At 40.5% G+C, this 13,092-nt stretch carries 16 protein-coding genes and 2 pseudogenes; 3 read left to right on the forward strand and 15 right to left on the reverse strand.

What is annotated here, in order from left to right:
• Positions 1-30: 30 nt before the first annotated feature.
• On the forward strand, positions 31-246 hold the full coding sequence (locus EJN84_RS06080) for a heavy-metal-associated domain-containing protein (protein WP_129594575.1): 216 nt from the start codon (positions 31-33) through the stop codon (positions 244-246).
• Positions 247-977: 731 nt separating this feature from the next.
• Here the strand turns inward: EJN84_RS06080 and EJN84_RS06085 are convergent.
• The 12 genes and pseudogenes from EJN84_RS06085 to EJN84_RS06140 form a co-directional block, all read right to left on the reverse strand.
• Positions 978-1,646, reverse strand: coding sequence for a nucleotidyl transferase AbiEii/AbiGii toxin family protein (locus EJN84_RS06085; RefSeq protein ID WP_129594576.1), 669 nt, complete (start codon positions 1,644-1,646; stop codon positions 978-980).
• Entirely contained in the window at positions 1,636-2,139 is a 504-nt protein-coding gene (locus tag EJN84_RS06090; protein ID WP_101487904.1) for a helix-turn-helix transcriptional regulator, read from the reverse strand. Before EJN84_RS06090 ends, EJN84_RS06085 begins: the two co-directional genes overlap by 11 nt.
• A 598-nt stretch (positions 2,140-2,737) precedes the next feature.
• Complete coding sequence (locus EJN84_RS06095) at positions 2,738-3,139, reverse strand: HEPN domain-containing protein (protein WP_238943945.1); 402 nt, start codon at positions 3,137-3,139, stop codon at positions 2,738-2,740.
• 8 nt (positions 3,140-3,147) lie between these two features.
• Positions 3,148-3,465: a nucleotidyltransferase domain-containing protein gene (locus EJN84_RS06100; protein ID WP_101487907.1), complete on the reverse strand. Its 318-nt coding sequence runs from the start codon at positions 3,463-3,465 to the stop codon at positions 3,148-3,150.
• A gap of 351 nt (positions 3,466-3,816) precedes the next feature.
• On the reverse strand, positions 3,817-4,200 hold the full coding sequence (locus EJN84_RS06105) for a GxxExxY protein (protein WP_129594578.1): 384 nt from the start codon (positions 4,198-4,200) through the stop codon (positions 3,817-3,819).
• 213 nt (positions 4,201-4,413) lie between these two features.
• A complete protein-coding gene (locus EJN84_RS06110) occupies positions 4,414-4,896 on the reverse strand; it encodes a hypothetical protein (RefSeq protein ID WP_129594579.1) in 483 nt (160 codons plus the stop codon).
• 22 nt (positions 4,897-4,918) lie between these two features.
• Positions 4,919-5,221, reverse strand: coding sequence for a nucleotidyltransferase domain-containing protein (locus EJN84_RS06115; RefSeq protein WP_129594580.1), 303 nt, complete (start codon positions 5,219-5,221; stop codon positions 4,919-4,921).
• Positions 5,222-5,520: 299 nt separating this feature from the next.
• Positions 5,521-5,952 carry a protein-export chaperone SecB gene (locus tag EJN84_RS06120; protein ID WP_129594581.1) on the reverse strand — a complete coding sequence of 144 codons (432 nt, stop codon included), beginning with the start codon at positions 5,950-5,952 and terminating at the stop codon, positions 5,521-5,523.
• A gap of 4 nt (positions 5,953-5,956) precedes the next feature.
• On the reverse strand, positions 5,957-6,394 hold the full coding sequence (locus EJN84_RS06125) for a hypothetical protein (RefSeq protein WP_129594582.1): 438 nt from the start codon (positions 6,392-6,394) through the stop codon (positions 5,957-5,959).
• A 1-nt stretch (position 6,395) separates the two neighbouring features.
• Positions 6,396-6,809, reverse strand: a complete 414-nt coding sequence (locus tag EJN84_RS06130) for a hypothetical protein (protein ID WP_129594583.1) — start codon at positions 6,807-6,809, stop codon at positions 6,396-6,398.
• A 174-nt stretch (positions 6,810-6,983) separates the two neighbouring features.
• A complete protein-coding gene (locus EJN84_RS06135) occupies positions 6,984-9,020 on the reverse strand; it encodes a polysaccharide biosynthesis protein (RefSeq protein ID WP_129594584.1) in 2,037 nt (678 codons plus the stop codon).
• 96 nt (positions 9,021-9,116) lie between these two features.
• Positions 9,117-9,581: pseudogene (locus EJN84_RS06140) on the reverse strand (DegT/DnrJ/EryC1/StrS family aminotransferase); the annotation flags it as partial.
• Positions 9,582-9,753: 172 nt separating this feature from the next.
• Between EJN84_RS06140 and istA the strand changes: the two are divergent.
• Together istA and istB are read left to right on the forward strand one after the other, a co-directional pair.
• The gene (gene istA, locus EJN84_RS06145; protein ID WP_129594586.1) at positions 9,754-11,325 is read left to right on the forward strand and encodes an IS21 family transposase; all 1,572 of its coding nucleotides are present in this window, start codon (positions 9,754-9,756) and stop codon (positions 11,323-11,325) included.
• Between the two features lies 1 nt (position 11,326).
• Positions 11,327-12,118, forward strand: coding sequence for an IS21-like element helper ATPase IstB (istB, locus tag EJN84_RS06150; RefSeq protein WP_165004108.1), 792 nt, complete (start codon positions 11,327-11,329; stop codon positions 12,116-12,118).
• Between the two features lie 153 nt (positions 12,119-12,271).
• Here istB and EJN84_RS06155 read toward each other — a convergent pair.
• The 3 genes and pseudogenes from EJN84_RS06155 to EJN84_RS12440 all read right to left on the reverse strand — a co-directional run.
• A pseudogene (locus tag EJN84_RS06155) lies at positions 12,272-12,484 on the reverse strand (DegT/DnrJ/EryC1/StrS family aminotransferase); the annotation flags it as partial.
• A gap of 263 nt (positions 12,485-12,747) precedes the next feature.
• On the reverse strand, positions 12,748-12,948 hold the full coding sequence (locus EJN84_RS06160; RefSeq protein WP_129594588.1) for a type II toxin-antitoxin system HigB family toxin: 201 nt from the start codon (positions 12,946-12,948) through the stop codon (positions 12,748-12,750).
• Positions 12,945-13,073 carry a hypothetical protein gene (locus EJN84_RS12440; RefSeq protein ID WP_262707346.1) on the reverse strand — a complete coding sequence of 43 codons (129 nt, stop codon included), beginning with the start codon at positions 13,071-13,073 and terminating at the stop codon, positions 12,945-12,947. The genes EJN84_RS06160 and EJN84_RS12440 overlap by 4 nt, the downstream gene beginning before the upstream one ends.
• Positions 13,074-13,092: the final 19 nt, after the last annotated feature.

Genomic DNA, 13,092 nt, shown 5'->3' on the forward strand with positions numbered 1-13,092 from the left:
AAACAGAATTTTTTAAAAAAATATAGCAAAATGAAAACCCTAAGATTTAAAACAAATATCAATTGTTCAAATTGTCTGGCAAAAGTTACTCCCTCTCTCAATCAAAAGGAGGGTATTGCCTCATGGAACGTCGATCTCGATAGTCCCGACAAGATTCTCACTGTCGAAACCGAATCGCTCATGCCCGAAGATATCGTCAAAACCGTGAAGAGGGTGGGGTTCGAGGCTACGGAGATGAATGGCTGAAAATATTTCACGTAAGGTAAGAGGAGTACCGCCGAAGGCGGGGAGGTGTTATGAATGAATTGACAATTGACAAATAATAATGGATAATATAGGAGAAGTGAAGAAGTTAGAAATATCATAACCCCTGTGCTGCTTGGCGGCAGTACTTGTCCCCTTATCTTAAGGGGACGGTTTACGTGAGGATCCCATAATTTACTCTCCTCTTAAGGTAAGAGGAGTACCGCCGAAGGCGGGGAGGTGTTATGAATGAATTGACAATTGACAAATAATAATGGATAATATAGGAGAAGTGAAGAAGTTAGAAGTCAGAAATATCATAACCCCTGCACTGCCTGGCGGCAGCGCTTGTCCCCTTATCTTAAGGGGACGGTTTAGATGGTGTAACCCATAATTGCTCCCCTCTTAAGATAAGAGGAGTACCGCCGAAGGCTGGGAGGTGTTATGATGTCGGAAATGAAGAATTGGAAAAATGAGAATTACGAATGCGCTCATCTGCGCTTTCAATCTGCGCCTATCTGCGTGAACTATTTTTCTGATCTTTTTTTCTCGCAGATTTACGCTGATCTTTTCCACTAATAACGCTAATCCTCTGCGCTCCCCTGCGTGAGATGTATTTTTTCTTTCTCTCGCAATACTTATAAAGAATTTACAAATCGGTAAATCCTTCAATCTGCAAATTATCCACTAACCATTATCGATTGATTATTAGAGCTTTATTCAAGACAGGTGATTTATTGTACCTTTTCTACCAACTCATCAAAATCCAATTTGATCAATTCCCATATTTTATTTTTTAAGCAAATCGGATCCATATCGTCATCGGCAAAAGCGAAATTTCTAAATGAATCGAGAATTTGTACCCTATCATGGGTATATTCATGTCTTTGCCTATGAAATTCAAGCATTTCAGGTAAGGAATAATGATCTAACAGTTCGTGCAAATCCCAGAAATCTTTTTTGCGGCCTCCGCGTGAAATAACATCTACTTTCATAGCAATTATATCGGGAAAACTTGCCATACGAATACCCTCTATTACCTCGCAAGGGTCGATTATTTCATCGTGATAAAACAAATCTACTTTCACGCTGTCATCTTCCGATTCTCCTATATAATATGACCGTCCTAAACCTACAAGTTCCGTTTTATCCAAACAATCATAATAATTGTATTTATCGTAGAAATATTTCTCGAAATCTTTAAAGTTCAAACTCCCATAGGGAGCATTGGTAAACAAATCGATATCAATAGATTTTCTATGCCCTAAACGTAAACTCAGCGATGTTCCCCCAACCAAATAAAAGGGATCGAAAATCGGATTTTCCATTATTTCGTGAAGAATCTTTTTCAATAATGGCGTAACCGTTTCATAATGCAATATTGGAAAATTTCTATTGGTCATCTTTTGTCGCTATCTCGGTCGATCGAAGAAATCTTGGTTTAAACTTCATCAAATCGCTTTCCTTTAGTTGATAATATCGGGTGATCTCGTCTATTTCTTTTTTATTCCCTCTCTCCAACACTCTACTGATAACAGCTATTTTATTTCTTTTCCAATCAATTTTATCCATATCCGTATCCCAAAAAACTATTCTTCGGATATGAGGAGCCGTTTGGGGAGGCATTCTTGAATTCGTTTGGTTTTGATTTTGTTTAATATCGTGATAAGTTTGTAGTTGCGACAGAAAGCCTTTGTCGTAACCCATGAAACTTTCAATTTTCATTGCCTGGTCATTAGTCAAATTGCATTTCCCGGCGATAACTTCGTCTATTGTCTGGTACTTAACACCCGTCTTCACAGCCAGAGTTCGCTTTGTTATTCCTCTTTTCTTTAAGTCCCTTTCAATAAGTTTTCCGGGATGAATTCCTTTTATGAGTTCAATGCGATTGTACATACTATTGTCTTTTTGGCAAAGATATGAAATATAAACAGAGATGTTTATTTTGCGACGTTTTTTCTACCGAACTTCAACCGTCAATTGTTGTTCCTCCATTAGTGCAGTATCCTGTATATGTCCAACCAATTACGATGCAACTAAATATTAGAGCCGGTTAGGCGATGTTTTTCTTAACATCTTTGCGCTTTTCCATCTGCGCCTATCTGCGTGAACCTATCTTTTTCTCGCTGATAACATTAATTTTATGCGATCATCTGCGTGAAATACTTTTTCTGAATTTCCCTCCCCGACACCCAAATATTCCCCACAACAACTCTTCTCTTAAGGTAAAAGGAGTACCGCCGAAGGCGGGGAGGTGTTATGATGTCAGAAATGAAGAATTGGAAAAATGAGAATTACGAATGCGTCCATCTGCGTTTTTCAATCTGCGAACATCTGCGTGAACCCATCTATTTCTTTCTCGCAGATTCACGCTGATCTTTTCTCGCTAATAACGCTAATTCTCTGTGCCCCTCTGTGTTTTTATCTGCGAATATCTGTGTTTTCAATCTGCGTCCATCTGCGTGAGATGTATTTTTTTCTTTCTTGCTGATATTTATTCTCGTGATTTAGTAACCATTTCTTTAATCGTTGAAGTAAATTCTTTCGTTAATGCGATTAATTCTTGCGTCATTTCATGATCGAAATAAATAAAATCATCGTAATCACCACTGTGCCTTTTTTCAAAAAGAGTATAATAGATGGATGCCTGATTAATAGAAATCTTTTCGGTTTTAACGTAATGCATACCGAACTGAGTTTTCATGCCACTATGAGTATGCGCTTCAATGTCATCTTTGAGAAAGAGCGCTGAGATAACATAATAACAAGCATAATATAGTCGGTTTACGGCGGCATTGTAAAAACCTTCCCGACATAGCAATTCTGCTTCTTGAATAGCTTCGTCCGATCGTTGACACCTATAACCGATTAACGCATCAATGCTGTTTTTATCCATTTTTTCTTTCATAAAACGATGCCTTCATTCATAATGTTGATTTGGAAAGGTGTTTTAAACGGTCTTTTTTCCCAGTTCTTTTTCAAAACAATCATTGCGCTGATAGGAACACCTGTTTCCATTTCTATCTCATAAAGCGGTATGGTAATTTCCTGCTCTTCTTTTATCGATAGCCGATCTTCATCGACAATAATCAGCAAGTCGATATCGCTGTCCGGCCTGAAATCTCCTCGTGCCTGACTTCCGTACACAAAACTCTGCGCTGTGGGAGCTACCCTCTGCAGCGTTTCTTTAATTTGTTTTACTATTTCGCTTCTGTCCTTCATTGTTGTCCATGTTCGTAATGAAGAATTTTTCGTTCTTCTCTATCGGATTGGCATATAGCTTTATGCAAAGATAAGCATTATAAATTTCTCTTAAAGGCCCGGCAAAAACCGATTTGTTATGACTTTATTTTATCGCGCGATTACTCCTTTAATTTTTCTCGCTGATTTCCGCTGACTTTCTGCGTCCATCTGCGTATTTCAATCTGCGAATATCTGCGTGAAATAATTTTCTGATCTTTTTTCTCTCGCAGATCAACGCTGATTTCTTTCTCGCCGATTTACGCAGATTTTTTTTCTGCGCCCCTCTGCGTGAGATGTATTTTTTTCTCTCCGATTCCGAGCAAACCTACCTCATCTCTCTAAACGATTCACCATTCTTTTGATGGAAGCCTCGATGTTATCTGTATTGAAATTTACCAATATCCCTAATTTTTTCCCGGATAATTTCAAGTAAGTCAACAATTGCTTGTAATGAACTTCCGCCAACTGTTCCACCGACTTTATTTCAATAATCACTTTATCTTCAACCAGAATATCCACCCGATACCCATTATCCATTACAATTCCTTCGTAAACAAAAGGCAGCCCGACCTGTGTCCTGATGGTAAGATTCTCTTTCGCAAGTTCATAAGCCAGAGCCGATTCGTAAGCTGATTCCAACAATCCCGGTCCGGCATTATTATAAACCCTGTAAATGGCTCCCCGAATTTTATAGGATATTTCGTTTTCTGTCATGATGCGGAATATTTTTCTCGCCGATTAACTTTTATTTTCTGCGTCCATCTGCGTTTTCAATCTGCGCCTATCTGCGTGAACTGTTTTTTCTGAATTTTTCTCTCGCAGATTTACGCTGATCTTTTCCACTAATAACGCTAATCCTCTGCGCCTATCTGCGTTCAACATCTGCGCCCCTCTGCGTGAACTAATTTTCTGATCTTTTCTCGCCGATTAACATCCGAAACGGGTTTCGATGAAATTCCTCACATCAAGCCAAATATCGAGGATCAACATACAATGCTTCCCCAAAAGATTCAGTCCTTCTATCACCTCATCGGTTACAAAAGGATATTCGTGGGTAACGATATTCCTCGTTTCGCGAAGCACCATCCATTCGTCGGCATTCGGTATCACATTCAATTCTTCGAGTTTTGCAAGTCTGTCGATAAAAGGTAATTCCCGCACATCTTCACCCAGATTCTCGAGAATAGCGGGAAACAGCTTCCCTCCCATACTATCCTGAAGTTTTGAAAACCGAAAGATCAACTGATTGAAATAACTCAATTCTTCGGGTTGTAAATGTTCGTATTTTTCCTTATCGAGAGGAAAATGCATTTTTATTTTTTCCCGGGCAAAACTCATACGTTCGCTGTGAATCGTGCACAGCTGAACCGCTTCTGTCAGTTTGTCCCGTTTCTCCGATAGTTTTTGCATATTTGTGCGAATTGAAAGTTCATCACAATTTTACTCGATCTCGAATGATCGATCTATAAAAATTTTCTTTTTGCCGTGTAAAGTCATTGTCGAAAACCACATCTATTTTCCGGTCACCGATTTTTGTCTTTAGTTCTGCCAGAAATTGCACTTTTGCCTCGATATTCAATCTCTTTTCATCTTCATTACTTATGAACAGGTCGATGTCTCCTCCTTTTTTATTTTCGTCCGTTCTCGAACCGAAAAGATAAACAGTTGTACCCTCGCCGAAATGCTTCTCCGCAAGTTCCTTGATGGTTTCTATTTCAAATTCGTTTAAACGCATACCGCTTCGTTGTAGGAAAATTTTTATTCGTCATCGATAACAGCGAATCTCTTTTTTATGAGTTCAATGCGATTATTCATATTTTCACTCTTTAGGCAAAGATATGAAATATAAACAGAAATGTTTAGTTTTCGGCGTCTTTTTCATTGATAAGTCGCAACTTCTGAATGAGAATGATAGCTTGTAGTTAGTAGTGGGCAGATGGAGATTAGATGATGAAGGTGGCGGTAGTTGCTTAAGGTCGGGGTGACAATGTGGGACGCTTAATGATTGCAAGATGATGGTGAGGGGAATGGTGATTAGATTTTGGTTTGTGATTCGGATTTCATTTTAACGAAATTTACCGGGGGCAAGAAAATGAGTCCGAGTCCGGCCTTTGCTGTTAGTTGCGAGAAATGCTCTCTTATATAAGGATAAATTATGGCAGAACCATTTATTTTTCCGAATTCTTCTGTGTCTAGTGGCGAATCATCTTTTTTTTCAAAATCTCCAAACATTTTAATAAATGCAGAAACCTCTTCTTCATCTTTGAATGTTTGTTTAAAGGACAAAGATTCGGACACCGATACTTTATTTTCGATGACATTGACTTCAATATCAATAGTGATTTCTCTTTTTATTTCGGGATTGTTAAAAGTAACATTGGGTATTCTTTTAAAACGACTTTCAATTAATAATATATTGTTAATTTGAAAAGCCGAACTTAATTCATTAATTTCTTTTTTTTCCATTTAATTATACGGTTAATGCTAAATTATCAGGGAAGAAAGTTAAGTTATTATTATTATCGGTAAATTTTATGCTTACATTTTTTCGAAAAGAATTGAAAATATATTGTGTATTTTTTTCAAAAGAAATTTTTATAATTTGATCATTTGTTGAATATGTGGGAAAATATTTTGATCCTCTAATCTCAAAATCGACTTTATCGATGCCAACTAATGCATCATCCGATATAAAACAGATGATTTCCGAAGGAAATTGTTCAGTGAACTCGTCAAAAAACTTACTTTCCCATTGAATGTACTTATTGTCGAAATGATAGACTTCGTTAGGGACAACTTCAATAAAGTGGGTATTCGATTTTTCGTCATGTTCATAACGAACACGAGTTCCGGGAAATTCGGTTATAAACGATTTTAATTTTGATATAATGAATTCGCTTGATGTCATATTAATATTTTTTTAATATAGGTCTGATTTTTTTTGATAACTCAATAGCTTTTAAACTATCGTTATGTAAGAAACTCTTATCTTTATAATCGGCAGAAATTCTCAATTTCCTTAATTGACCTATTGTTCCATTTATAACGCGAAAATCGTCCTGATTGTTTTCTTTGATATACCTTTGAATTTCGTTAATCAGCGTTTCGTGACTGCCTTCTATGTTTGCTTTGTTTTCTTTATGCTTATTTATGATAAAATTCAAATCAGTTTCTGATTTCATTAACGAATAAAACCAAATATGAAGTAATAACTGATAACAACTATAATAAGCACAATGAGCAACTGATGGATAACTCCCTCGGTCGTGCAAATATCGAGCCGATTCGTAATTAATTTCCGATTTATTCTGAAGTTCACTCATTATTTACAAATCAATAGTAATAATTCGATTGTTAAGCAAAGCATTATTTTCTACAAAGGTAGATATTTTCGTGTAGGAAAAATAATTTTTTACCTTTTAATTTGCCGCTTGTATGTAGGTGGTTGGGGATGATTAGGAAGAAGTGAGATGAGAACGGGTTGAGATTTAAGGGTTTTAGTAGTGGGATGCGTCGTGTGCAGCTTCGTTGGTACCGGCAACAGGTGTAGCGTATGTTGCGGCATCTCCCCAAGTTGTTTTCGGGGAAGCGTTTGAAGGATAAGTAGCAGCTGCGTCAGAGGTAGCGGTAAAAGGCACGTTGTCAAGCGAAGCGTAAGGCGAATTCAGGCTGTGAAACTCCGGAACAATCTCCTTCATCTTGCGCACCGTCTTCATGTCGTCATATTCATACGACAGTTGAATCAGCTCCTCAATCTCCTTCTTCACCACTTCATATTCGTACTCCCGCACTTCGGCAATCATAATTTTTTCGTGGTGCGTCGGTTTGGTATACTCCTCCACGTTCAGCAACTCCTCATACAGCTTCTCACCCGGCCGCAGCCCCGTGAACCGTATTTGTACCTCTTTGTGCCCCGAAAGCCCGATCATCTTCTTGGCCAGATCCACAATTTTCACCGGCTTGCCCATGTCAAACACGTAAATCTCGCCGCCTTTGCCCATCGAGCCCGCTTCCAGCACCAGCTGGCACGCCTCGGAAATCGTCATGAAATAACGGATGATTTCCGGATGCGTCACCGTCACCGGCCCCCCGTTGCGTATTTGCTCTTTAAACAGCGGAATCACCGAACCGTTCGACCCCAGCACATTGCCGAAGCGCGTGGTAATGAATTGCACCGAGTGTCCTCCCTGCCGCTGCAGGTACTTGGCCAGCGACTGAATATAAATCTCGCAAATCCGCTTCGAGCACCCCATCACGTTCGACGGGTTCACCGCCTTGTCTGTCGAAATCATCACAAACTTTTCCACACCGTATTCCACAGCCAGGTCAGCCACGATCTTCGTCCCCAACACGTTCGTCTGAATCGATTCCGACACGTTCTCCTCCATCATCGGCACATGTTTGTAAGCCGCTGCATGAAAAATATACTGTGGGCGTGTCTCCTCAAAAATCCGTTTCATCCGCGAACCATTCGCCACATCCGCCACAAAAATCTGCGTATCCACCTCACACCATTTCTCCTTCATCTCCAGCCGCATATCGTTCAACGGCGTCTCGGCCTGATCCACCAAAACAATCGTGTACGGATTAAAAACCGCCACCTGTCGCACAATCTCGCTGCCGATGGATCCCGCCGCACCCGTCACCATCACCCGCTTCCCCTCAATGTGCGAAGCAATGTGCTGCATGTTTATCCGTATCGGTTCGCGCGGCAGCAAATCCTCTATCTCGATCTCCCGCAACTGCGACTTCCTCGTCAGTCCCCCCGTCAAATCGCTCAGCGGCGGCGTGGTCAGCAACGCAATGTTCCTTTCGAAAAACCGGTCGAGCAGCGGCGAGTTCATCACCTCCTCAATTTTTTGAGGCGACACAATCACCGTATCCACCCCCTTTTTCTCCATCACGTCAAACAGCCTGTCGTCGTTGGCATACACATTCACCCCCATCAGCGTTTTCCCTATCATCGGCACTTCGTCAGAAATAAACCCCGCAACGCGGTAATTAAATTCGGGATTGCCATTCAGCGAGCGCGCGATGCTTATGCCCCCCTCTTTCGTGCCGTAAACAAACACATTCTGTAATGCTTTAGACTGATGTGTCACGTATTCGTAAAACTCCTTGATGCAAATCCGCGAAAACACCATCAACATCAGGTTGAGCACATAAGTAGAGAAAAACAGCGTTTCCGAAATGCCGAATGAAGGATGACGAAACGAGAACGTTTTCAGCAGAATATACGACAGACCGTAACCCAACGTAAGCGAATAAACGATCTTCAGCAAGTCGGTAAAAGCCGAGAAACGTAAAATTCCGCTGAAGGTGCGAAATACCATAAAGAAGATCATGTTGAATACCACCAGCACCAGGGTAATCCAAAACCCCTCCATGCGCCCATTCGTACTGAATCCGTCGAAGCCGTAACGCAAGAAATACGTCAGCAGGCACGAGAAAACAATCATGATTACGTCGAGAATCAGTATCGAAAAACGCGACAATACCCTGTTCGACAGGTACTCTTTAATTAACTTTCTCATTTGCGCTTCTCTAATCTTTTACAAATATAAAACAAAAATTAATATCATACACCAAACGGAGGATGAATTTCGGGATTAGAAAATAGAGAATAGTCATTAATACATATTCCTGATGACGTCGGCAACGCGTTCGATATCCTTGTCGGTGAGGGTAGGTCCCGAAGGCAGGCAGAGCCCGTCGTCGAACAACCTCCCTTCAGTATTGTCACCGTAATAAGGACAATCGGCAAACACCGGCTGCAGGTGCATGGGCTTCCACAACGGACGCGTTTCGATATTTTCTTCTTCCATTTTCAAACGCAACTCTTCCCGAGTGAACCCGGCTTCTTGTGGATCGATGACGATGCACGTCAGCCAGTAATTCGAATTGAAATCGCTGTTAGGATTGGTATGAAAGGTAATTCCGGGCAGATCGTGCAGGAGCGTTCGGTACAGCTGATTAATTGCTCTCCTTCGGGCAATGTGCTCTTCCAGCACATACATCTGTCCGCGTCCGATGCCCGCGCAAATGTTGCTCATCCGATAATTGTAGCCAATGTGCGAATGCTGGTAATGTGGCGCTGTAACAAGAAATTAGAAATACAGCAAAATCGGTAATCACAGTGCAGCAATAATGGTAACAATAGTACGACAAAAATGGTAACAATGGTGCAGCAAAAACGGTAACAACAATACATCGTTTTTTATTAAATTAATTCCACCTTTGAGTCATAATTTTAAATGCAAAGATATTATGACAGAGAAGGAAAAAAAATTATTAAACCGTTACATTATGCACGACACCATTCACAAGCTCTATCACGAGCAAAACAAATCAATGCGATGGATCGCCGATAATCTTGGTATAAACTTTAGAACAGTACAAAAGTATCTTGACATGGACTCAGGCGAGTTTCAAAAGTATTCCGAAAGTATAAGCAACCGCAAGTGTGCTCTTGACCCTTACAAAAATTTTATTGTCGATCGTCTTAAATTGTTTCAAGATACACCTGCTGCACAGATGCATGACTGGTTAAAAGAGCGCTATCCTTCATTACCTGACGTATCTGCAAAAACAGTTTACAATTACGTGATGAAGATCCGCCAAGAATATAACCTTCCAAAACTTAAACCTGCAAATGAACGCGAGTATGGACCTCTTCCCGACACTCCACCGGGAAAATATGCACAGGTCGACTTCGGTGAATACAAACTGCGCAAAGGCGATGGCTCAAGAATAAAAGTATACTTCTTTGCCATGATACTTGAATATAGCCGCTACAAGTTTATATGGTTCCAGGACAAACCATTTACCAGTGAAAATGCAGTTTACGCTCATGAACTTGCCTTTCGTTTCTTTCACGGGATACCCGGGTTTATCGTTTATGATCAGGACTCTGTATTCCTTTATGATGAAAATATAGGAGATTACCGCATGACGGATGTGTTTGACAGCTATGTAAAGAGCCGTCCGTTTAAGCCTGTCTTTTGTCGGAGGGCAGATCCTGAAAGCAAAGGCAAAATAGAAAACGTTATCAAGTATGTCAAACAGAACTTTTTACTAAACAGGTCTTACAGTAACATTGACAATCTTAATAAAGATGCAGAAAGCTGGTTGAACAGAACCGGCAATGCAATGGTTCATAATACCACCTGCAAGGTTCCCTACAAAGTATGGTGCTCAGAGTGCAAAGATCTGCGACCCTATATGCCCGTAACCTCTTCAGCTATTGAACAAGGTTATAAGGTGTTAAGCACAAACAAGCTCCGTTATAAAGGAAACCTTTACTCGCTTCCCTTTGGCACATACCGTGGTGAAGAGACCAGAGTGCTTGTGAATGAAAAAGATGGCTCTCTGATTATTAAAACCATGAATGGAGAGCATTTGGCAAAGCACCTGATTGCAGCAGGTCGTGGTGAAAACATTGTCAATAATAATCACCGGCGTGACAAATCGGCAAGCATCCAAAAACTCAGCGATCAGGTACAGGGCCAGTTCACGGATAAATCCGGTTCTGAGGCCTTCATTGCTAGGCTAAGAGAGCGTTATCCCCGTTATATACGCGACCAACTGACCGTTATGCTTAACTGCCTTGCAAAATATACACGGCAGGACTGCGATAAAGCACTTGATCTATGCCTGAGTAAAGGACTTTTCAGTGCTACCGACTTCAAATCGATACTCTCTCAGGTTACTCCTATTATTGAAATCAATGAAGAGGTGGAGATTAAACCACTTGGAACACCGCAAACCAAGTTAATGGTTAATATCAAGCCAAACAGATCAGACATTGATGTGTATCAAAACCTTTTTAAAAACAATTGATATGACAGCAGATAAAACAACCGCCATACGAGGATACGCAAAGAGGTTAAGGCTATCGGGATTGACTCTCAATGCTCAGGATATCCTGCTCAAAGCACAACAGGAATCACCAAGTTATGATGATTTTCTTAGCCATATACTGGAGATGGAAATAAAGGGACGTGAAGAAAGGCAGAAACTTTTACGCTTAAAAGCAGCCAAACTTCCGTTGGCACATAATCTGGATCTATATGACAGAAGTATATCCAACGGTCTGAGTACTACTCAGCTAAATCAGCTCAGGGAGCTGCATTGGATTGATGAAAGCTATAATCTTATGCTCACCGGACCTTGCGGTGTAGGTAAAACCTTTATTGCTGCCGGTCTTTGTGCAGATGCCATTGATAAGGGATATAAAGCCTACTTCAGGAGCATGGATGAAATACTGACCACATTGAAACTGAAAGATATAGTTGCCAGTGCAAAAAAGGATTATAAAAATATTACCACTGCAGATGTTATAGTTATAGATGATCTGATGAATATACCTGTCAGCCGTGATGACGGAAGCCTTCTCTTTGTTTTTATAAACAGCATATATGAATCTACCTCTCTTATAATCACAACAAACAAATCACCTGCAGAATGGGCACGTTCGCTTGACGACGAGGTGCTGGCAACGGCTCTACTGGACAGGATTTTATATAAATGTGAGCTCTTGCAGCTGTCCGGAAACAGTTATCGTATGACTAACAGGAAAACTATTTTTAAAAAAGAACAGAAAAGAGAAAGTGAACAAAAAACTAAAATATAGAATGAGAATATTAACGAATAAATTATCTTTGCAACTGATGCACTATTGTTACTAAAAATGCTGCATTATTGTTACCGAAAGTGTTGCAGTGTTGTTACCAAAAACGCTGCACGCGAAATTACCGAAAATGCTGCATTCTTATTTACCGTTTACAGGCGCCTTATCTCGAGCCTGCGTGGCAAAAAACTTGGTCCGTTCTGCCTCCTCCTCCGTACGGCACACCAGTGCACCCCCACCCGATGTAGTGATCATCTTGTTGCCATTAAAGGAGAGGCAGGCAAACTCACCGAAGGTACCGCATTTCTGTCCTTTGTGTTCAGCCCCCAACGCTTCAGCTGCATCCTCCAGCATGCGAATGCCATACTTGATAAATATCCTAAGATCGTTTATCATATTTTCCCTTTCCCGATGTTTCTTCCAAAATAAACAACGTGTAAATGAACTCCTGATATTTTGACTGTCCTAACAGTCGGCCAACCCCATGGGGTTGTGTAAACGAACCTATGATACATTCCCTTGATTAGAACGTAAACGAACTCCTGATACACTTTCCTCGCTTAGAAGTGTAAACGATCTTATGATACATAACAATTAATGTTTAAATGGAATAATGATTTAGCTATACTTTATTAACAATGCCGAATCATGGTTACAATCCTGTATTTGTTACCTTTGATGTTGAATACATAACGGTCATTGCCTATATAGTCCGTTTTCGGGTAAACGGCTTTCAGTTCCGCAAAATTTTTCCATTGGGTGTTTTCAACTGTCGAAACATGCATCCAGAACACATTTATTTCTATGCTGCTTTCAATCCATCTGTTGGTCATTTCGTCCAATTGCGGGCTTCCAACTGCAACGAGAACAGCTTACTCAAAATGGAGGCATACATATCCATGCAGAGCATGTCTCTGTCAGGCGACTCTAACTGAGTCACCTCCCAGGTCAGTGCCATATTATCGAGAATATCCTTT

The organism is Seramator thermalis (genome assembly GCF_004138125.1).
In the GTDB taxonomy this organism is placed as follows: Bacteria; Bacteroidota; Bacteroidia; order Bacteroidales; family Dysgonomonadaceae; genus Seramator; species Seramator thermalis.